The sequence below is a fragment of the Hyphomicrobiales bacterium genome (assembly GCA_016710435.1).
In the GTDB taxonomy this organism is placed as follows: Bacteria; Pseudomonadota; Alphaproteobacteria; order Rhizobiales; family Aestuariivirgaceae; genus Aestuariivirga.
The window spans coordinates 2,073,598-2,093,608 of the sequence record JADJVV010000001.1 but is presented as its reverse complement, the minus strand read 5'-3'; the positions used below and the strand labels follow the sequence as shown (position 1 = coordinate 2,093,608).

Here is a 20,011-nt window from a genome sequence, read left to right as displayed (position 1 = left end):
GCCCGCGGGCCATAAGCATTCATTTTCCTTTTGCCCTCCTTTCGGATGCCCATGCCCACCGTCATTCCCACCACGCTCAGACCAGCCCTCCGCATCGACCAGGCGGAACTGCGGGTGATACGCTTGCCGCTTCTCACGCCGTTCACCATCGCCACGGGCACCATGCACGAAAAGCTGTTCCCGCTGCTGATCCTGCGATCCGACGGGATTGAGGGATACGGCGAGGGCGTGATGGACCCTTTGCCCGATTATCTCGACGAGACCCTTGCGGGTGGCATGGCGCTGCTCCGCGATGTGCTGCTGCCCGCAATCGTCGGTCAACGTTTCGAAAACCCGGCGGCACTGGAAGCCTTGCTGAGCCCGTCGCGGGGTCACTTCATGACCAAGGCCATGGTGGAGATGGCGTTCTGGGACTTGTGGGCGAAATCGCTGGGGCTGCCGCTCAAGACGCTGCTTGGTGGCACGAAGAGCGAAATTGAAGTTGGCGTATCACTCGGCATCAACCCTCTCGACGTGACGCTGGACCGAGTGGCATCGCACCTGGCGCAGGGCTACAAGCGGATCAAGCTGAAGATCATGCCGGGGCATGACGTGGCGTTGGTGAAGGCCGTCCGCGGCGCTTTTCCGGCGGCCCATCTCACCGTCGATGCGAACAGCGCCTATACGCTGGCGGATGCCGGCATCATGGAGGCGCTCGACGATTTCGGTCTCGACTACATCGAACAGCCGCTGGCATGGGACGACATCCACGACCACGCCGAACTGCAAGCACGGCTCCGCACGGCGGTCTGCCTTGATGAGTGCATCCGCACGGCTGCTGATGCGCGCAAGGCATTGCAGAGTGGCGCGACGCGCGTCATCAACATCAAGGTCGGGCGGGTGGGCGGCTATCAGGAGGCGCGGCGCATCCACGACCTGTGCGCGGCCTGGACCTTTCCCGTGTGGTGCGGCGGCATGCTCGAGTCGGGCATCGGGCGGGCGCACAACATCCACCTTTCCACGCTGCCGAACTTCCGCAAGCCCGGCGATACCTCCAGTTCCAGCCGCTACTTCGCCAAGGACATCGTCAATGAACCGCTGGAAGCGCGGGATGGCTTGATGCCCGTGCCAGCCGGAGCGGGGATCGGCGTCACCCTTGACCATGACTTCCTCGGCAAGGTGACGGTGAGCGCAGAAAGTTTTGGTCCGTGAGTGACGTGTCATTGCGCGTGCTCTCCGGCCTCGGCGAATTTCTTGCCGCCGAGGCGCTGCAACGCACCGTCTGGGGAGAAGGCGACAAGGAAGATCCGGCCGATCTCATGATGGTGATCCAGAGTGAAGGCGGCCTTGTTGCCGGGGCCTTCTCGGGAGACGAACTTGTCGGCTACGTGTTCGGTTTTCCCGCGCGGGAGACACATGTGCAGCACTCGCACCGGCTTGCGGTACATCCGAAGGCACGCGGCGCGGGACTCGCGGTGCGGCTCAAGTTCTTCCAGCGCAGTTGGTGCCTTTCCCACGGGATCACGCTCGTGCGCTGGACCTTCGACCCGCTTCGCCATGCAAATGCACATCTCAACATGGCGCGGCTCGGGGCGCGGGCTTCGACTTACTACACTGACTATTATGGCGCGATGCAGGGCATCAACGCAGGCCTCCCCTCCGACCGCCTGCTGGCGGAATGGCATTTGCAGGATGCGCATGTTGATGGCTTGGCGCGGGGGGACACGCCGTCCGCAACGGGGCTGGAGCGTCTGACCATTCCGCGAGACCTGGACCAGTTGCTGAAGGACGATCCGAGCCTTGCCCTGTCGGAACGATTGCGCGTCCGGAACGCCTTGCAAGCGCAGTTCGCGGCGGGTCGGGAAATCCGGGGCTATGACCCCGTGGCCTGTTGCTATCTGCTTGGAGAAAAATCCGTCAGGTGAGAACGGCCTTAGACGGCCTTGCCGGCGTCGGATCGCCGAGGAGCCGGGCTGCGGACCAGATGAAGGCAATCACCGCGACATAGGCAATGACCTGAATGGCCGTGGGCTGATCGGCATAACCGATGAGCGTGTGCAGCACGCGCCCCACCACACTGCTTTCCGAAAGAATGGCAGATGTATCCCATACCGTCTCGTCCAGAACCGTAATGATGCCGGCCTGTTGCAGGTAGCCCACAAGCTGCGATGCCATACCAGCCGCGAGAAGCGTCACCAGCCAGTTCGTGACTGTGAAGAAGTGGCGCATGGGAATCGTCAGCAGGCCCTTGAAGGTGAGCACCGACACCAGCAGCCCTGCCCCAAGTCCGAGGAGGCCGCCCACGAAGAGGCTTGCCCCCGTGGCGCCGTTGGAGATGATGATGCCGTAGAGGAACAGCACGACTTCCGAGCCTTCGCGCATCACCGCCATGCACACGATGAAGGCCAGAGCGAAGAGCGAGCGCTTGCCCGAGACGGCTTCCTGCCCCGCCTCGCGCAGTTCCATGGCGAGGCGGCGGCCGTGACGGGCCATCCAGATGTTGTGCCATGCCAGCATGATCACTGCGGTGCCGAGAATGCAGGCGTTGAAAATTTCCTGGCCGTAGCCATCGAAAGCGGAGGCGATAGCGCCCGTGAAGACGGCAACCAGCGCGCTGCCCGCGAGGCCGGCAGCGGCGCCCGAGAGAATCCATGCCCGGGCCGCAGCGAGGTTGCTCGCAACAGCCCACACGATTCCCACGATCAATCCCGCTTCGATGACTTCGCGGAAAACAATGATCAGAGCACCCAGCATGCCAACATCAATCCACTTCTACTTCGCAATCACAAAACCCTTGGCCACATCTTCCTGATATTCGTCGACGAACAGGTAGCGGCCCGCCTTCATGCCACGCACCCGGACAACAATCTCCGACTTTCCGGCAACGACCTTCTCGATCTTCAGTTCCTTGCCTTCGAGTTCGACAGGCGCATCGTTCTCGTTCTTCAGCTTGAGGATGAAAGGCTTGCCTGCCGTAACATGAATCTCGCCGGGCACAAACGCCTGTCCCTTGATCGAAAGTTCGAATGTCTGCGGCTCTTCGGCTCCAGCGCTGGTGGGGCCGGCGAGGATGAGGGCGCCGAACGCCAGGGCCGCCATCGTGTTTGCGCGTGTCATGTGGACTCCATATCCGATTAAACTACTCAATATTTCATACGCCGGTGCGATGGCAACATCAACTGCGGCAAATCTTCTCAGTATTTCAATGTATTAGATTTATTCTAAAGTGCCCGTTGCTCCTGTTGCAGTGCACAAATACGCTTGCAATTCGAATGGTTTAAGAGGCGGCGTTGCGTCGCTGGACATGTTTTCCGGGTCCGCGATACGCTCTCGCGAAATAGCTTTGCGGAGGAGAATCGCGGGGATGACGACTGAACAAACGGACGTGCTCGTGGTGGGCGGCGGTCAGGCGGGGCTGGCGATGAGCGAGCACCTGGGCAAGGCTGGCATTGCGCACATCGTCCTGGAACGCCACCGGATTGCCGAACGCTGGCGTACCGAACGCTGGGACTCGCTCGTTGCCAACGGACCTGCCTGGCACGACCGCTTTCCCGGCATGGAATTTTCCTGCGGGCCCGACGCATTTCCCGGCAAGGAAGACGTGGCAGCGTATTTCGAGGCCTTTGCCAAGAAGATCAACGCGCCCATCCGCTGTGGCGTCAACGTCTTATCGGTGAGCAAGAACGAGGGCGGTCCCGGCTTCATCGCCGAGACGTCCGCGGGCAGCATTGCGGCGCGCTATGTTGTGGCGGCCACCGGGCCGTTCCAGGTTCCGGTTATTCCAACGATGGTGCCGCAGAATTCGGGTGTGTCGCAGATGCACTCCACTGCCTACCGCAATCCCGCGCAATTGCCGCCGGGAGCCGTACTGGTGGTGGGTGGCGGTTCCTCGGGCGCGCAGATCGCGGACGAACTGTTGCGGGCGGGACGCCGCGTCTATCTCTCCGTCGGACCCCATGACCGGCCGCCGCGGCGCTATCGCGGACGTGACTTCGTGTGGTGGCTCGGTGTGCTGGGCCTGTGGGACGCCTCCGCCCCGCCGCAGGGGAAGGAGCATGTCACCATTGCGGTGAGTGGCGCCTATGGCGGTGCGACCGTGGATTTCCGTGACCTCGCGGTGCGGGGCATGACCCTCGTCGGCCGCACCGAAGGCTTCTCCAACGGCCTCCTGCATTTCGCAGGTGATCTTGCGGTCAACGTCGCCAACGGCGATGCCAACTACCTGTCCGTTCTCGATGCGGCGGACGCCTTCGTCGCGCGCAATGGCCTCGACCTGCCGGAAGAGCCGGAAGCGCGCGTCTTCGGCGCGACGCCCGACTGCATCAGCCATCCGCTGCGCGACCTTGATCTCGCCAAGGCCGGCGTCTCCACCATCATCTGGGCGACAGGGTTCGGCGTCGATTATGGCTGGCTTGTGCCGGGCGCGCTGGACGAGAAGGGAAAGCCCAAGCATCAGCGGGGCGTTTCGGCAGAACCTGGCGTTTATTTCCTGGGATTGCCGTGGCTTTCACGCCGCGGCTCCACTTTCATCTGGGGTGTGTGGCACGACGCCAAGTACATTGCCGATCACATTGCCACGCAAAAGGGCTATCTCGTCTACAACGATTACGCCCGCGGCAGGACTGCGCCGCAGTGAGGCGGCAACCCTCGCGCTGTTGCGAGGGTTGCCAGTTCTTGCGTCAGGTGCGCAGATCGAAACGGTCTGCGTTCATCACCTTGGTCCAGGCGGCGACGAAGTCCTTGGCGAACTTCTCGGCGTTGTCGTCCTGGGCGTAAAGCTCGGCATAGGAGCGCAGGATCGAGTTCGAACCGAATACGAGATCGATGCGTGTTGCCGTCCACTTCACCTTGCCGGTCTTGCGGTCGCGCACCTCATAGTGCGGTCCCGACAACACCCATGTGTTGGCCATGTCGGTGAGGTTGACGAAGAAGTCATTGCTGAGCGTGCCCTCCCGCGCGGTGAAGACGCCATGCTTTGTGCCACCATGGTTGGTGCCCAGCACGCGCAGACCACCGAGAAGAACGGTCATCTCCGCCGCTGTCAGCCCCATGAGCTGGGCGCGGTCGAGAAGCAGTTCCTCGGCGCTCACCACATAGTCCTTCTTCATCCAGTTGCGGAAGCCATCGGCCAGTGGTTCAAGCACGCTGAAGGAAGGCGCATCGGTCATGCCATCGGTGGCATCACCCCGGCCTGGCGCGAAGGGAACGGCGACGTTGAAGCCACCCGCCTTGACCGCCTTTTCCACGCCGACATTGCCGGCGAGCACGATCACGTCGGCGATGCTGGCGCCCGTTTCGCGCGCGATGGGTTCGAGCTTGGCGAGAACCCGCTGGAGACGCGCGGGTTCATTGCCCTCCCAATCCTTCTGGGGCGCAAGACGGATGCGGGCACCGTTGGCGCCACCGCGCTTGTCCGAGCCACGGAAGGTGCGGGCACTGTCCCAGGCAGTCGCGATGAGCTCATGGGCGGGAAGGCCCGTGGCAGCGATCTTCGCCTTCATAGCGTTGACATCATAATCCGTGCGGCCGGCCGGGACCGGGTCCTGCCAGATCAGGTCTTCCTTCGGCACCTCGGGTCCGATGTAACGCGACTTCGGCCCCATGTCGCGATGGGTGAGCTTGAACCAGGCGCGCGCGAAGACTTCGGAGAAGTAGTCGTGGTCCTTCTGGAAGCGCTGCGCGATCTTGCGGTAGACGGGATCAAACTTCAGCGCCATGTCGGCGTCGGTCATCATGGGCATGACGCGGATTGAAGGATCTTCCACGTCCACCGGCATGTCTTCCGGTTTGATGTCGATGGGATGCCAGATGTTGGCGCCTGCCGGGGATTTCGTCAGCCACCAGTCATAGGTGAAGAGCAGGCGGAGGTAGCCATTATCCCACTTGGTGGGATTGGTCGTCCACGCGCCCTCGATGCCGCTCGACATGGTGTCTCGCCCGATGCCGCGGTTCTTGCTGTTGGCCCAGCCGAGGCCCTGGCCAATGATGTCGGCTCCTTCCGGATCGGCGCCGATCATCTTGGCGTCGCCATTGCCGTGGGCCTTGCCGACGGTGTGACCACCCGCCGTGAGGGCAACCGTTTCTTCGTCGTCCATCGCCATGCGGGCGAAGGTGACGCGCATGTCCTGCCCCGTGCGCACCGGATCAGGCTTGCCGCCCACGCCTTCGGGGTTCACGTAGATGAGGCCCATCTGCACGGCGGCCAGCGGGTTCTCGAGCGAGGCGCGGTCGTCGCCATCATAGCGGCCCGCAGCCAGCCATTCCTTTTCCGACCCCCAATACGTGTCCTTCTCGGGATGCCACACGTCTTCGCGACCGAAGGAGAAACCGAAGGTCTTGAGGCCCATGGACTCATAAGCCACGTTGCCGGCGAGGATCATCAGGTCCGCCCAGCTCAGGCGGTTGCCGTACTTCTTCTTGACGGGCCACAGCAGGCGGCGGGCCTTGTCGAGGCTGACGTTGTCCGGCCAGGAATTGAGCGGGGCGAAACGCTGGCTGCCGGAGCCGCCACCGCCGCGGCCATCGGCCAGGCGATAGGTGCCGGCAGAATGCCAGGCCATGCGGATCATCAGGCCGCCGTAGTGGCCCCAATCCGCCGGCCACCAGGGCTGGCTGTCGGTCATCAGTGCCTTGAGGTCCTTCTTCAGGGCCTCCACGTCGAGCTTCTTCACTTCCTCGCGGTAGTTGAAGTCCTTGCCCATCGGGTTGGTCTTGCTGTCGTGCTGGTGCAGGATGTCGAAGTTCAGACCCTTCGGCCACCAATCCATGTTGGACCGTCCGACGGCGGTGTGGCCGCCGTGCATGACCGGGCATTTTCCTGATGATTTCACGTCATCCATGTGCATCTCCTTGTTCTGTGCTGTACTTGCGGGCCGGCGGAGCCAGCGCGGCAATTTCCCGGCCAGCCTAGCACAGGGCCACGACAGGCCGCATTCGCATTTTTATCACCACGGCGGCGTGGGATTGGCGCATCAATCGAGCCAAGGGCCGTGATGGGCGCCCGGTTCGTCGCTGCGCTCAAAGCCGTGGGCACCGAAGAAATCACGTTGCGCCTGGATCAGGTTGGCGCTGCCGCGTGACTGACGATAGCCATCGAAATACCCGAGGGCGGCCGCGAGTGCGGGAACGGGAATGCCGGCCTCGGCAGCTTGCGCCACGGTCTTCCGCAACGCGCCGTGGCTTGCCTTCATCTCCGTCACGAAATCCGGCGCCAGCAACAGATTTCCTTCATTTCCGCGCGCCGCAAAGGACGATGCGATGAGACCGAGAAATTGCGAACGGATGATGCAGCCGGCACGCCAGATGCTGGCGATGGTGGCGAGCGGCATGTCCCACGTCTTCTCCTGCGATGCCTTTTCCAGAACGGCGAAGCCCTGGGCATAGGCCGATATCTTTCCCGCAAGCAGGGCCGCTTCCAGTTGCCGGATGAGTGCCGCGGCGCTCGCGGGCTTCATGTGGTGGCGGGGGATGGCGTAAGTCTTCTCGGCCACGCTCCGCTCATCCTTCATGGATGAAAGAATGCGCGCCGCGACGGCGGCTTCCAGCGTCGTCGCAGGAACGCCGAGTTTCTGCGACTCGATCACCGACCACTTGCCGGTGCCCTTCTGCCCGGCACGGTCCACGATCACATCCACCAACGGACCCTTTGTCTTCATATCCGTGACGTCCAGTACGCGGGCCGTGATTTCGATGAGGTAGGAATCGAGCGGCCCTGCATTCCACTTGCCGAAGACCCTTGCGATCTCCGGCGCGGCCATGCCCAGTCCGTCGCGGAGGATGGCGTAGATTTCGGCGATCATCTGCATGTCGGCATATTCGATGCCGTTGTGGATGGTCTTGACGAAATGCCCTGCCCCGCCCGGACCAAGCCAGGCACAACACGGATCATTTTGATACTTCGCCGCGATGGACAGCAATATCTTTTCGACCGCCTGATAGGATTCGCGCTTGCCACCCACCATGATGGAGGGGCCGTTGCGGGCACCTTCCGCGCCACCCGAAACGCCCATGCCCAGGAAGGACAGGCCACGCGATGCCAGCGCCTGCTGGCGGCGTTCCGTGTCGGTGTAGTCCGAATTGCCGCCGTCGATGATGATCCCCTTGAACGACGGTACGGCGCTGAGCTGATTGCAGATGTCGTCCACGGCAGCACCCGCCGGCACCAGCAGGATGACCGCTTGCGGCGGACGGAGTGCGGAGACGAGGTTCTCCAGCGTTTCGCAAGGGATCAGGCGCGGGGCGAGCGGACCTGCCTCGCTCACGAACTTCTGCGTGAGGTCCCAGCCCAGCGTGTAAACGGCGACAGTGAAGCCCTTCTCGGCGATGTTGAGCGCGAGGTGACCGCCCATGACGCCCAGTCCGATCAATCCGATGTCTGCCTGCATGGGGCCGTCCTTCCCTTGGGTGCTCGTGATGGCAGAAGATAGGGGCAGGATTGCGGATGAGCGAGGGGGACGTGGCGCAGGTCCGCTGCGCCCTGCGTTCATGCGTTCATGCGTTCATGTGTTCAGGCGTTCATGCGTGGGAGGAACTGCCGGACCGCCTGTTGCGCAACTGGGTGATGGCATGCAGCCAATCCGCGTAACTGCTGTCATAGGCGGCGTGCAGGGACTGACGCGGTGTAATCGCCCGGTTGATCTTTGGCCGGGTCAGGACCGCCGCCGGCGCGGCACGCGTCTCGGCAATGAGGGCGAGACGCGCCGCGCCGAAGGCCGCACCCAGTTCACTCGATTCCGGCACGCGCAATTCGACGCCCAATAGCGTTGCGATCATGGACAGCCAGAGATCGGAGCGTGAGCCTCCGCCGATGGCGAGGAGGTTGTCGATGGAGGTTCCGGTGGCGCGGAAGGCATCGGCGCATTCGCGCAGCGCGAAGGCCACGCCCTGCAGCACCGCAAGCGCCATCTCGCGCTCATCGGAGGTATGTTGCAGGCCGATCAGCGCGCCACGGATCTGCGTGTCGCTGTGCGGCGACCACGAGCCATCGAGAAATGGCACGAACAGCAACGGCGATGGCGCACCTAGTTCGGCGCCCAGCGAAGCCACGAGATCGGCGGCGTTGCGTTTCACCAGACCGGCAACCCAGTTGAGGCAGGATGTGGCCGAGAGGATCACCGACATCTGATGCCAGGTGCCGGGCACGGAATGACACAGGGTCTCGATGGCATATTCGTAACTGGGGCGGGGTTCTCGCATGGCGACGAAGAGCACGCCGGATGTTCCAAGCGAGACCGTGCCTTCTCCTTCGCCGATCACGCCCGTGCCGCAGGCGCCGCAGGCATTGTCTCCGCCGCCGGCCGCGATCACCACATGGGGCGACATTCCCCAGCGGGCCGCGAGCGTGGCGCGGATCTTTCCGGTGACCTCCGTGCCTTCATGAAGCCGTGGCATCTGCGCGCGCTGCATGCCCGTGGCATCGAGCAGAGCGTCGGACCAGTCGCGCGTGGCGATATCCATCCACATGGTGCCGCTGGAATCCGCCATGTCGGAGGCCTTGTCGCCGGAGAGCATGAGGCGGACGTAGTCTTTCGGCAGCAGCACGTGTTTCGTCCTGGCAAAGACCTCGGGCTCGTGCTCGCGCAGCCACAGCAGCTTCACGGCGGTGACACCGGGCGTGGGTTTGCGGCCCGCGATGCGGCGCACGTCCGGCGCGAGAGCTTCCAGTTCGGTGCATTGCCTTTCCGTGCGCGTGTCGTTCCAGAGGATTGCAGGGCGGAGCGGCTTGTCATCTGCGCCCAACACCGTTGCACCGTACATCTGGCCGGAGAGGCCGATTGCCTTCACCGCCGCGAGTTCCTTCGGATGGCTGGCCTTCAGGCCATCCAGCGTCTGGCACACGCCATCCCACCAGATGGCCGGGTCCTGTTCCGACCAGCTGAAATGCGGGCGAGACACGTCCAGTGCCCGCGAAGAATGCTGTGCGACGAATGTCTGGCTGGCATCCACCAGCACGGACTTCACGCCAGACGTGCCGAGATCAATCCCGAGATACATGGATAACGCCCCCATTGTCTTTTCTTGGCGGGCCGCAATTTCCCGCGTCAGTTGCCGCTGCGGAGACTTGCAGCGCGGGGGAGAATGTCAAGTGTGCAAATGCGCCGGGGATGCGTCAGGCGTTGACCAGCATCACGGCGGAGGCATCATCCGCCGGCTTGAAGCGAAGATAGGTTTCGCAAGCGGGGTCGTCCGCTTCCACGGCGCGGATCTGACGGAGGATCGCGCTGACGCCTTCCGCTTCCCGCGCGCGGGCCACAAGTGCTGCGTCGCTGGCGAAGCCGTAGGTATCCACCGCACGATAGAAACCGTCGGTGCAGAGCAGCAGCGACGCCGGCCACCCCAGGGCGATATATTCCGGGCAATTCAGCGCCGACTTGTCTGCCACGAGAATGCTGTGGTTGGCGGCGGTGTTGCGCGAGCGGCGGCTGGCCATGAGGCGTGGATGAAATTCGCGGAGCAAGGCCTTGAAGTCGGACTGCCCCTGGGCGCGGCGGCGGCGGGCTTCATCTCGCAGGAAAGCCTCCAGACCGCCGAGGTCGCTCTGCGGTGGGGGAATGACGCGCACGCCTGTGTCTTGGGTCAGGAGGATAGAGTCACCGAGTCGCAGAACGTGCCAACCATCGGCATATCTTTTTGCCAGCAGCAGGCAGGCGGCGGGCGGGTCGTATGCGGATGGCACGGTGACCCTCGCTGTCGCTTCGGCCCAGTCCTTCTCCAGTCGCGCCACCAATTCCGCCAGCAGGTCCGGCAGGGGCTGATGGGTTGCGGCGAGTTCATGCAGATGCGTATCAGCCCTTTCCACCAGCCAGCGCGCATCCGTTGCGGCGGGAAGGATGTGATCGTTGTTGATACCGGTCACGCCATCGAACACCCAAGCCGCAACAACGGCGCCGTCTTCCACGACGACGCCTGCCGCATCCTCGTTGCAGGTGCCGCTCCCCGCGCTGACCGCTCCTGCCAGTCTCACAGATGAACGACCTTGCCGGTGCGCACGCTTTCATCTGCCGCCAGCACGATGCGCAATGAACTGATCGCTTCCGCCACGTGCCTGGTCATGTCACGGTCATTGCGGATGGCATCGAGGAACACGGCCTGCTCGCGGTTGCACAGGTCCTGGTGGCCCGGTTCATCATCCATGCGGATCATGTCGTCCTTGCGGGCGAGGTTGCCTTCCGGCGTCAGTTCTGCGTGATGCAGGCGCAGCGCCGAAGTTCTGGTGTGGCTGTCCACATCGGCGGATTCCGTCTTCGCTTCGTCCATGGCAATGGAAACAGAGCCTTTGGGTCCGATCATGTCCTTCACGAAGAAGGCGGTCTCGCTCATCATCGGGCCCCATCCCGCTTCGTACCAGCCGACGGAGCCGTCATCGAATGTCACCTGCAATTGACCGTAGTTGTACATGCCCGCGTCGATTTCGTCGCTGAGGCGCACGCCGATGGCGTGGACGGTGCGCGGCTCTGCGCCCGTGACCTGGCACATGACATCGACATAGTGAACGCCGCAATCCACGATGGGCGAGATCGATTTCATCAACTGCTTGTGCACCTGCCACTGCGCGCCGGAAGACTGCTGGTTCAGATTCATGCGCATGACGAGCGGCTTGCCGAGCGTGCGGCCCAGTTCGACGAACTTCACCCAGGAGGGATGGACGCGCAGGATATAGCCGATCACGATCTTGCGGTTCCTGGCGCGGGCCAGAGCGGCGATGTCCTCTGCCTCGGCCACGGACGACGCAAGCGGCTTCTCGATGAAGAGGTGGCAGTTGGCGTGCAATGCCATCTTCGCATATTCGCCGTGAGTATCAGGCCAGGTGTTGATGGAGACCGCGTCGGGCGCCGTCTGGCGGAGTGCATCGGCGTAATCGTTGAAAAGCGGTACGCCCGCAAATTCATCCTTCACGTCGCCGCGCTGGTCGATGCCGCGGCTGCACAGCCCCGCGATTTCAAAACCGTCATTGGCGGCATAAGCGCGGGCGTGCGACAGCCCCATGTTGCCAACGCCAACCACCAAGACCCTGACCTTTGTCATCGCCCCTCCACCCATGTCCGCTTCACGTTGAGATTGTCATCGAGGTGCACGAGGCTTGCAAGCGCTCCCGGCGCGATGATGCCAAGATCGCCGCGGCCGAGAAAACCCGCAGGATTGCGTGACGCCATTTGCAACGCATCGGCCAGGGGAACCCCGAGTTTGTTCACGCCATGGCGAACGGCCTCATCCATGGTCAGGTTGGAGCCCGCCAGCGTGCCGTCATCGAGTTGCAGCCGGCCCTCGACGCGCGCCACCGTGCGGCCCTGAAGGGTGAAGCTGTCCGGCCCACCGGCCGCTGGCGGCATGGCATCGGTCACCAGCATGAAGCGGTCAAGCGGAGCGGCCGCAAGGGCCACCCGCAATGTGTCGTCGTGAACGTGATGGCCATCGGCAATGATGCCGATGAAACTCGCCGCATCCGTCAGCGCCGCACCGACCATGCCGGGTTCCCGCCCGGTCATCTGGCTCATGGCATTGAAGAGATGGGTGAACGCCTGGGCGCCGGCCCGCAGTGCTGCCTTCGCCTCCGCTGCGGAGGCGTCGGAATGGCCGAGGCTCACCTTCACACCCGCCCGTGCGAGGCGGGAGATCAATTCCGGCGCGACCTTGTTGGGTGCCAACGTCACCATCACCGCACCACAGGCCGCCTCGGTGATGAGCGTGACATCGGCTTCCGTCATGGCGCGGATGAAGTGCAGGTCATGGGCGCCTTTTCGCGCAGGATCGAGAAACGGACCCTCGATGTGGATGCCAAGCACCGATGCTGCACCACGGGCACGAGCCTCGCGGACGGCAGCAATCGCAGCCACGGTCACGGCGGGTGCGTCGGTGATGACGGTGGGAAGCATGCCCGTGGTGCCAAAGCGGCGGTGCGAGTCCGCGATGGTGCAAACGACTTCAGCGGTGGGTCCATCGTTCAGCAGGGCGCCGCCGCCGCCATTCACCTGCACATCGATGAAGCCCGGTGCGAGGATGCCGCCGTCGAGCCGGATCAAGGCCGCGTCTCGTGGCACGGTCCCTGCCTCGGCGATGCCGGCGATGTGGCGTCCCTCGATCAACACGGCGGCGTTGTCGCAAAATCTCTCGCCATCGAAGACACGCGCACCATGCAGCACAAAGCCCATCACAGTGTCTCCGTCACCTTGCGCAACTGGCGTGGCGCATCCGGGTTGCGGCCCAGTGCCTGGGCCACACGCTCGATTTCAAGATAGGCCGTCTGGATCATGGGAATGGGCGAGAGCAGCGGATGGCTTGCCGCAATCACGGGCCAGTTGCCGCCCGCCACCCCCACATCGGCACCCATTGCTTCCAACTTTTTCACGGCGGCGCGTGTGCCAGGCAGAGCCGCATCATCTTGGGCATAGACCAGCAGCGGAAAGCCCGGCTCCACAAGTTCAAGCGGGCCATGCATGACTTCGGCGGCGGAATAGGCTTCCGCGTGGATGGCACAGGTTTCCTTCAACTTCAGCGCCGTCTCCGCGGCGATGGGATAGGACGGCCCGCGGCCCAGGACATAAAGCGACTCCGCCCTCACGGCGCAGTCCACAAAACCTGGCCACTGCAAGGCGCAGGCGCGTGCGAGTTGATCCGGCAATGCGGAGAGCGCTGACTTCAAGGCATCATCCGTGCGCCATTCCGCGATGATTGCCGCGGCGGCGACCAGCGACACGATGAAGGATTTTGTCGCGGCCACGCTCTTTTCCGCGCCTGCGTGGAGTGGCAGGCAGATGTCGGCGCTGCGGGCGGCAGGCGAGTCATCGACATTGACGATGGCGACAGTGAGAGCGCCTGAGCGCCGCGCCGCATCCTGAAGGGCCACGATGTCGGGGCTTTTTCCGGATTGCGAGATCGTGACCGAGAGACCGTTCTGCACGCGCAGGGGCGCTGCATAGATTGATGCCACGGAGGCCCCCACCGAGGCGCAGGGAATGCCAAGTGCGATTTCGGTGAGGTACTTGAGGTATCCTGCTGCGTTGTCGGAACTGCCGCGTGCCGATGTCAGGACCACAGGTGGATCCAGCTTGCGCAGGCGGCGGCCGAGTTCGGCAAGGGCGGTGGCGTTGCGGGTGAGAAAACGCGCCACAGCCTCGGGGGCTTCGGACGCTTCCTGGCGCATCAGGCTCATGGGCGGCCATCCTGCGCGAGTGTGAGTTCCGCGACGAAGTCGTAGCTGTCGCCCCGGTAGTGCGACTGTGTGTATTCGACGGTGCGGCCATCCGGCAGATAGGAGATGCGTTCGATGAACAGGGCGGGGCTTCCGGTGGCCAATTCCAGCAAGCGCGCCTCGGGCTCTTTCAGCGCCGTGGCGTGCAGGCGCTGCAAGGCGCGCACCGGCTTGTGGCCGCGCTTGTCCAGTGCGGCATACAGCGATGCGCCAACGGATTGCGGATCATCGAGGAAGCGCTGCGGAATGACGGCATGTTCGATTGCAAGGGGAACACCGTCGGCGCGGCGCAGGCGGTGGAAGCGGCAGATCCTTTCGCTGGGCGACATCGAGAGCTTCAGCGCCTCCTCGGGCGTGGGGAGGCCGAGCGACCGGTCGATCCACGTCGCATCTGTATCAAGGCCGCGCAACTGCATGTCTTCGCTGAAACTGGTGAGGCGCGACAGCGGCTGTTCGAGCCGGCGCGCCTGCCCCTGCACAAAGGTGCCGGAACCGCGGCGCTGCACCAGCACGCCATCGTGCACCAGTTCCGTGAAGGCCTTGCGCACCGTGACGCGGCTGACGCCGAGGAGTTCCGCCGCATCGCGTTCACTGGGAATCGCATCGCCACCGCGCAGTTCCTCCGCCGATATGGCGTCGTTCACCAGTTTCTTGACGCGCAGGTAGAGCGGCAAGGATGGCACCGCCGAGAAGCGCCGCGATGTGAACACGCGGTTGAGCGCCGTCACGTCCAGCGCTCCGGCAAGCCGCAGGCGCGCCGCGCCATCATGATCGCGCCATCCATGGCATCGGCCTGGGGCGGCACCAGTGCGGCGCGCACGTCGGCATCAAGGTAAGGTGGATAGACACCGGCCAATCCGCCCAGCAGGCAGATGCGTTTTGCACCGCGCGCCAGAAGTGCGTGGCCGAGCTTGGAAATTGCGGCGGCACCTTCGATGACAATGGTCATGCCCTGCACATCGGCACGCGCGGCTGTCTCGAAGACGATGGGAGCGAAGGCCGCGTAGTCGCGCGGTGTTGCGGTTTCCGACCACAGTGAGACGGTCTGCCGCGTACGCCCGACACGCACGAGGATTTCCTCGATGAGGTGCGTGGGCTGCAAAAGACCATCCATGGCGAGTGCTGCACGGCGGACGGCGTGATGGCCGAGCCATGCCCCGGACCCGTGGTCGCCCAACTGGAAGCCCCACCCGCCCACCATGTGGCGGTCTCCTTCCACAAGCGCCAATCCGATCGAGCCCGTACCTGCAATGACGATGCCGCCGTTGTTGCCGCTGAAGGCACCCACGCAGGCCGCATAGGCATCGTTGTCGGCGGTCACTGACGCGAAGGGCAAGCCTGCGCCGTTGATCTTTTCGGCGCCGACAGAGGTAACGATCCCGGCAAGGCCCAGACCTGCATGGAGATCCTGCGCGGAGACGCCCGCCAGTTTCCCCGCCTGCCCGGCGACGCTGACGATGTTTGCCAGCGCACCGTCAAAATCCTGATAGATGTTGGAGGAACCGCCCACGGCTTCGCCGAGCAACGTGCCGTCACGGTGGCGGATACGGGCGCGGCACTTGGAACCGCCTCCGTCAATGCCCAGGAAATAGCTGGCCGCGCTGTTCATGCCATGACAATACCAAATTAATACCACGCTTCAAGTCTGAAATTAACCTGTTCGAGGCCGGACAAGTTAAAAGACATATTGTACTTATATAAACATGGTTAATCGAGGGGCTGGACAAGTGGTCCTATTTTGGTATTGTCGCCGCTATGCAGAGTAGCAATGTCAGGACTGAACAGCGGCTGCCCGATCTTCGCGGCTTTGATACGTGGGATGATGCCGCGATCCTTTCCGCCCTGCTGGCCGGCCAGCGCCGCGCCCTTGATGCTGTCGAGCAGGCACTCCCTGCCATCGCGCGAGCCACAGACCTGATGGTGCCGCGCATCGCGGCAGGCGGCAAGCTGATTTATGCAGGCGCGGGCACCTCGATCCGCGTCGCCGTGCAGGATGGTTCCGAGCTTCCCGCCACCTTCGGCATGAAGGACGACCAACTGGCCTATCTCATTGCCGGCGGACGCGATGCCATGTTCGATACGCTGGCCGACGCGGAAGACGACATTGAAGCGGGACGGCGCGCGGCGGAGACGTGTTCCGCCGGAGATGTGCTGATTGCCATCGCCGCTTCGGGGCGCACGCCCTACACCATCGCCGCCGCCCAGGCTGCGCGGACACACGGCTGTCTCGTGATTGCCGTGGTCAACAACACATCATCGCCTCTCGCAGAGGCGGCGGATCACGTGATCCTGCTCGACTCCGGACCTGAGGTGATTTCCGGGTCCACACGGCTCGGGGCCGGCACGGCACAGAAGGCCGCGCTCAACCTTCTGTCCACACTCGTCCACACGCGGCTCGGCGCCATCCATGATGGGCTGATGGTGAACGTTCAGGCAGGCAATGCCAAGCTGGTGCGGCGCGCGGCGGGCATCGTGCAACAGATCACGGGATGCGACCAGCAACGGGCCGCCGAGGCCCTTGCCCGCACGCAAGGCAATGTGAAGCTCGCCGTGCTGCTCTGCGCCGGTGCGAGAGACCTTGCCATGGCGCAAGACATTCTGTCTCAGTCAGACGGAAAGCTGAGGCTGGCCTTGTCGAAAGTTTCGGCATCGGTGTAGCCTCAAACCATCAACGGGAGGAAAAGGAGAAACCCCATGATCAAGACCACACTCAAGACCCTGCTTCTGGCTGCCGCCGCCAGCATGGCAATGGCAGGCGCCGCATCGGCAGGCAAGATCACGATCGAAAGCTGGCGCAACGACGATGCCTCGATCTGGAAGGACAAGATCATCCCGGCCTTCAATGCGAAGTATCCGGACATCCAGGTGGAATTCACGCCGACGGCGCCGAAGGAATACAACGCCGCGCTCAATGCCCGCCTCGAAGGCGGCACGGCCGGCGACCTCATCACCTGCCGCCCGTTCGATGCCTCGCTCGAACTGTTCAACAAGGGCCAGCTTGCCGCCCTCAACGACCTGCCCTCCATGGCGAACTTCTCTGACGTGGCCAAGAGCGCGTGGACCACGGACGACGGCAAGACCACCTTCTGCGTGCCCATGGCGTCGGTGATCCACGGTTTCATCTACAACAAGGACATCTTCAAGGAAGTGGGCGTGGAGCCGCCGAAGACGGAAGAGGAACTCCTCGCCGTGCTGGAAAAGATCAAGGCCAATGGCAACTACGTGCCAATGGTCATGGGCACCAACGACCAGTGGGAAGCCGCCACCATGGGCTTCCAGAACATCGGCCCGAACTACTGGAAGGGTGAGGAAGGCCGAAAGGCACTGATCGACGGCTCGCAGAAGCTGACCGACAAGCCCTATGTGGACGCCTTCGCCGCACTCGCCAAGTGGGCGCCCTACATGGGCGACGGCTACAAGGCGCAGACCTATCCCGACAGCCAGAACCTGTTCGGTCTCGGCAAGGGTGCCATCTATGCCGCCGGTTCGTGGGACATCTCCACCTTCCGTGCGCAGAACGTGAACATGGGCGCCTTCAAGGCTCCGCCGCCGGCCGGTGCATCCGACTGCTACATCTCCGATCACACGGATATCGGCATCGGCCTCAACGCCAAGTCGCCGAATTCGGAAGAGGCCAAGAAGTTCCTGGACTGGGTGGGATCGGAAGAATTTGCCAATCTCTACGCCAACGCACTCCCCGGCTTCTTCCCGCTCTCCAACGCCAAGGTCACCCTGTCCGATGACGTGGCGCAGGAGTTCGTGAACTGGCGCGGCACGTGCAAGTCGACGATCCGCAACAGCTACCAGATCCTGTCGCGCGGAACGCCGAACCTTGAAAACGAAATGTGGAACGTCTCCGCGCAAGTGCTGAACGGCACCATGCAGCCCGATGCGGCCGCCGCCCAACTCGAGGACGGCCTCAAGAAGTGGTACGCGCCGCACCAGAAGTAATCTTCTTCACACCATCAGTCCTTCCCGCGACTCCCGCGGGAAGGACGTTCGTGACAACTCACCCGCCAGATGGTGAGGCACATACCAGGGACACATGGAAACGGCCCCACCCCGCCCCGCGCAAACCACCGGCATCGTCGGCATGTCCAGCGCCGCCTATGCGCGCGTGCTTGTCTTCTTCCTTGCCCCCGCCGTTCTGGTCTACACGCTGTTCTCGGTCTATCCGCTTGTCGATACGATCGTCAGTTCCTTCTATGACAAGCAGAACGACGGCTCATATGTCTATGCCGGCTTGCGGAACTTCTCCACGCTGCTGAGCGACCCCACGTGGTCGAAGCCGTTCTGGAACGCGTTCTGGAACAATGTGAAGTTCTTTCTCATCCACATGCTGGTGCAGAACCCGATCGGCCTCCTCCTCGCCGCGCTGCTCAGTTTGCCCGTGCTGCGTTTCCGCACCGTCTACCGCACATTGATCTTCATGCCGACGATGCTGTCGGTGGTCATCATCGGCTTCACCTGGCAGCTCATCCTGTCGCCGCTCTGGGGCATCGCCAAGATGCTCCTGCAGACTTTCGGACTGGGCTTCCTGTTCGGGCCCTGGCTCGGCGAAGAATCGACGGCGCTGATCACCATCTCGCTCATTTCGGTGTGGCAGTTCGTCGGCATTCCGATGATCCTCATCTACACCGCGCTTCTGGCGATTCCCGATGAACTGATCGACGCTGCGACGGTGGACGGGCTCAACCAGTTCCAAGCCTTCGTGCACGTGAAGCTGCCGCTGATATGGCCCACGATCGGGCTCGTCTCGGTCCTCACCTTCGTCAACAACTTCAACGCCTTTGACCTCATCTACGCGATGAAGGGTGCACTGGCCGGTCCCAACTTCTCCGCCGACATCATGGGTACGCTGTTCTATCGCGTCTTCTTCGGCAACCAGTTGCAGCTCGGTGATGTTTCCATGGGCGCCACAATTGCCACCATGATGTTCCTCATCATCCTGTGCGGCGTGATGGTCTATCTCTTCGTCGTGCAGCGGCGCATCCAGAGGTATTCGTTCTGATGCGCAAGCCCGTCTCAGCCTTCGCCGTGCACGGCATCCTGGCGCTCTACACGGCGCTGGCACTGTTCCCGATCGTTCTCGTTATCATGAACAGTTTCAAGGCGAAGCGAGCGATCTTTAACACGCCACTGCAACCGCCGATGCCGTGGAATTTCGACCCTGTCGGATACGTGAAGGTGTTTGGCGACAGCGCCATCGGCACCTACTACATGAATTCCATCACCGTGACCGTGGGCACGATCTTCTTCACGCTGCTCTTCGGCGCCATGGCTGCGTGGGCGCTCACCGAATACAAATTCCGCTGGAACACAGCGCTGGCGATTTTCCTCTCCATCGGCATCATGGTGCCGATCCGGCTCGGGTCCGTGTCGATCATCCAGCTTGTCTCGGAACTCAACCTGATCAACACGCTGACGGCGCTGATCCTCGTCTATGTGGCACAGAACCTGCCGCTGGCGGTGTTCATCCTCTCCGAGTTCATCCAGCAGATCCCCAAGGACCTGCGGGAGGCCGGACGCTGCGACGGGCTGTCGGAATACAACATCTTCTTCTTCATCATCCTGCCGCTGTTGCGGCCCGCCATGGCGACGGTTGCCGTGTTCACCATGATCCCGGTGTGGAACGACCTGTGGTTTCCGCTGCTGCTGGCGCCGACCGGCGGCAAGCAGACGATCACGCTGGGGGTGCAGCAGTTTCTCGGCCAATACATCACGGACTGGAATGCGGTGCTGGCAGCCCTCTCCACCGCCATTGTTCCGGTACTCGTGCTCTATGTGATTTTCTCCCGCCAGCTGATCCGGGGTCTTACCTCCGGCGCTGTGAAATGAGTTGAA

18 protein-coding genes are annotated in these 20,011 nt (G+C 63.0%); 7 read left to right on the top strand and 11 right to left on the bottom strand.

Features of this window, described 5'->3' with window-relative positions:
- The first annotated feature begins 51 nt into the window (after nt 1–51).
- On the top strand, nt 52–1,191 hold the full coding sequence (menC, locus tag IPM06_10085) for an o-succinylbenzoate synthase (protein MBK8770764.1): 1,140 nt from the start codon (nt 52–54) through the stop codon (nt 1,189–1,191).
- Nucleotides 1,188–1,904, top strand: a complete 717-nt coding sequence (locus tag IPM06_10080) for a GNAT family N-acetyltransferase (GenBank protein ID MBK8770763.1) — start codon at nt 1,188–1,190, stop codon at nt 1,902–1,904. The genes menC and IPM06_10080 overlap by 4 nt, the downstream gene beginning before the upstream one ends.
- On the opposite strand, the gene IPM06_10075 is transcribed toward IPM06_10080, so the two are convergent.
- Complete coding sequence (locus tag IPM06_10075) at nt 1,897–2,733, bottom strand: FTR1 family protein (protein ID MBK8770762.1); 837 nt, start codon at nt 2,731–2,733, stop codon at nt 1,897–1,899. The genes IPM06_10080 and IPM06_10075 overlap by 8 nt on opposite strands.
- An 18-nt stretch (nt 2,734–2,751) precedes the next feature.
- Nucleotides 2,752–3,096 (bottom strand): cupredoxin domain-containing protein, encoded by a 345-nt coding sequence (locus tag IPM06_10070; protein MBK8770761.1) that lies wholly within the window; start codon nt 3,094–3,096, stop codon nt 2,752–2,754.
- Nucleotides 3,097–3,343: 247 nt separating this feature from the next.
- Here IPM06_10070 and IPM06_10065 point away from each other — a divergent pair, with 247 nt between their 5' ends.
- Nucleotides 3,344–4,615 carry an NAD(P)-binding domain-containing protein gene (locus tag IPM06_10065; GenBank protein ID MBK8770760.1) on the top strand — a complete coding sequence of 424 codons (1,272 nt, stop codon included), beginning with the start codon at nt 3,344–3,346 and terminating at the stop codon, nt 4,613–4,615.
- A gap of 43 nt (nt 4,616–4,658) precedes the next feature.
- On the opposite strand, the gene katG is transcribed toward IPM06_10065, so the two are convergent.
- The 9 genes from katG to IPM06_10020 all read right to left on the bottom strand — a co-directional run bounded on the left by katG (nt 4,659) and on the right by IPM06_10020 (nt 15,776).
- Nucleotides 4,659–6,818 (bottom strand): catalase/peroxidase HPI, encoded by a 2,160-nt coding sequence (gene katG, locus IPM06_10060; GenBank protein ID MBK8770759.1) that lies wholly within the window; start codon nt 6,816–6,818, stop codon nt 4,659–4,661.
- Between the two features lie 132 nt (nt 6,819–6,950).
- A complete protein-coding gene (gene gndA / locus IPM06_10055) occupies nt 6,951–8,363 on the bottom strand; it encodes an NADP-dependent phosphogluconate dehydrogenase (protein MBK8770758.1) in 1,413 nt (470 codons plus the stop codon).
- 130 nt (nt 8,364–8,493) lie between these two features.
- On the bottom strand, nt 8,494–9,972 hold the full coding sequence (gene xylB, locus IPM06_10050) for a xylulokinase (GenBank protein MBK8770757.1): 1,479 nt from the start codon (nt 9,970–9,972) through the stop codon (nt 8,494–8,496).
- A gap of 115 nt (nt 9,973–10,087) precedes the next feature.
- Entirely contained in the window at nt 10,088–10,942 is an 855-nt protein-coding gene (locus IPM06_10045) for a protein phosphatase 2C domain-containing protein (GenBank protein MBK8770756.1), read from the bottom strand.
- Complete coding sequence (locus tag IPM06_10040; protein MBK8770755.1) at nt 10,939–12,003, bottom strand: Gfo/Idh/MocA family oxidoreductase; 1,065 nt, start codon at nt 12,001–12,003, stop codon at nt 10,939–10,941. Before IPM06_10040 ends, IPM06_10045 begins: the two co-directional genes overlap by 4 nt.
- Complete coding sequence (gene nagA / locus IPM06_10035) at nt 12,000–13,127, bottom strand: N-acetylglucosamine-6-phosphate deacetylase (protein MBK8770754.1); 1,128 nt, start codon at nt 13,125–13,127, stop codon at nt 12,000–12,002. The genes IPM06_10040 and nagA overlap by 4 nt, the downstream gene beginning before the upstream one ends.
- Nucleotides 13,127–14,128, bottom strand: coding sequence for an SIS domain-containing protein (locus tag IPM06_10030; protein ID MBK8770753.1), 1,002 nt, complete (start codon nt 14,126–14,128; stop codon nt 13,127–13,129). Before IPM06_10030 ends, nagA begins: the two co-directional genes overlap by 1 nt.
- The gene (locus IPM06_10025) at nt 14,125–14,895 is read right to left on the bottom strand and encodes a GntR family transcriptional regulator (GenBank protein MBK8770752.1); all 771 of its coding nucleotides are present in this window, start codon (nt 14,893–14,895) and stop codon (nt 14,125–14,127) included. Before IPM06_10025 ends, IPM06_10030 begins: the two co-directional genes overlap by 4 nt.
- Entirely contained in the window at nt 14,892–15,776 is an 885-nt protein-coding gene (locus IPM06_10020; GenBank protein MBK8770751.1) for an N-acetylglucosamine kinase, read from the bottom strand. The genes IPM06_10025 and IPM06_10020 overlap by 4 nt, the downstream gene beginning before the upstream one ends.
- 146 nt (nt 15,777–15,922) lie before the next feature.
- Between IPM06_10020 and IPM06_10015 the strand changes: the two genes are divergently transcribed.
- From IPM06_10015 to IPM06_10000, 4 genes are all read left to right on the top strand, one after another.
- Nucleotides 15,923–16,825, top strand: a complete 903-nt coding sequence (locus IPM06_10015) for an N-acetylmuramic acid 6-phosphate etherase (protein MBK8770750.1) — start codon at nt 15,923–15,925, stop codon at nt 16,823–16,825.
- A gap of 36 nt (nt 16,826–16,861) precedes the next feature.
- Nucleotides 16,862–18,118 carry a carbohydrate ABC transporter substrate-binding protein gene (locus IPM06_10010; protein MBK8770749.1) on the top strand — a complete coding sequence of 419 codons (1,257 nt, stop codon included), beginning with the start codon at nt 16,862–16,864 and terminating at the stop codon, nt 18,116–18,118.
- 142 nt (nt 18,119–18,260) lie between these two features.
- On the top strand, nt 18,261–19,178 hold the full coding sequence (locus tag IPM06_10005; GenBank protein MBK8770748.1) for a sugar ABC transporter permease: 918 nt from the start codon (nt 18,261–18,263) through the stop codon (nt 19,176–19,178).
- Nucleotides 19,178–20,005 (top strand): carbohydrate ABC transporter permease, encoded by an 828-nt coding sequence (locus IPM06_10000; protein ID MBK8770747.1) that lies wholly within the window; start codon nt 19,178–19,180, stop codon nt 20,003–20,005. Before IPM06_10005 ends, IPM06_10000 begins: the two co-directional genes overlap by 1 nt.
- Nucleotides 20,006–20,011: the final 6 nt, after the last annotated feature.

Excerpts from the sequence above, each read along its gene's own strand:
- menC (MBK8770764.1), top strand. The coding sequence starts at position 52 with ATGCCCACCGTCATTCCCACCACGCTCAGACCAGCCCTCCGCATCGAC.
- IPM06_10075 (MBK8770762.1), bottom strand. The coding sequence starts at position 2,733 with ATGCTGGGTGCTCTGATCATTGTTTTCCGCGAAGTCATCGAAGCGGGA.
- IPM06_10070 (MBK8770761.1), bottom strand. The coding sequence starts at position 3,096 with ATGACACGCGCAAACACGATGGCGGCCCTGGCGTTCGGCGCCCTCATC.
- IPM06_10065 (MBK8770760.1), top strand. The coding sequence starts at position 3,344 with ATGACGACTGAACAAACGGACGTGCTCGTGGTGGGCGGCGGTCAGGCG.
- katG (MBK8770759.1), bottom strand. The coding sequence starts at position 6,818 with ATGGATGACGTGAAATCATCAGGAAAATGCCCGGTCATGCACGGCGGC.
- gndA (MBK8770758.1), bottom strand. The coding sequence starts at position 8,363 with ATGCAGGCAGACATCGGATTGATCGGACTGGGCGTCATGGGCGGTCAC.
- xylB (MBK8770757.1), bottom strand. The coding sequence starts at position 9,972 with ATGTATCTCGGGATTGATCTCGGCACGTCTGGCGTGAAGTCCGTGCTG.
- IPM06_10040 (MBK8770755.1), bottom strand. The coding sequence starts at position 12,003 with ATGACAAAGGTCAGGGTCTTGGTGGTTGGCGTTGGCAACATGGGGCTG.
- nagA (MBK8770754.1), bottom strand. The coding sequence starts at position 13,127 with ATGGGCTTTGTGCTGCATGGTGCGCGTGTCTTCGATGGCGAGAGATTT.
- IPM06_10030 (MBK8770753.1), bottom strand. The coding sequence starts at position 14,128 with ATGAGCCTGATGCGCCAGGAAGCGTCCGAAGCCCCCGAGGCTGTGGCG.
- IPM06_10020 (MBK8770751.1), bottom strand. The coding sequence starts at position 15,776 with ATGAACAGCGCGGCCAGCTATTTCCTGGGCATTGACGGAGGCGGTTCC.
- IPM06_10015 (MBK8770750.1), top strand. The coding sequence starts at position 15,923 with ATGCAGAGTAGCAATGTCAGGACTGAACAGCGGCTGCCCGATCTTCGC.
- IPM06_10010 (MBK8770749.1), top strand. The coding sequence starts at position 16,862 with ATGATCAAGACCACACTCAAGACCCTGCTTCTGGCTGCCGCCGCCAGC.
- IPM06_10005 (MBK8770748.1), top strand. The coding sequence starts at position 18,261 with ATGTCCAGCGCCGCCTATGCGCGCGTGCTTGTCTTCTTCCTTGCCCCC.
- IPM06_10000 (MBK8770747.1), top strand. The coding sequence starts at position 19,178 with ATGCGCAAGCCCGTCTCAGCCTTCGCCGTGCACGGCATCCTGGCGCTC.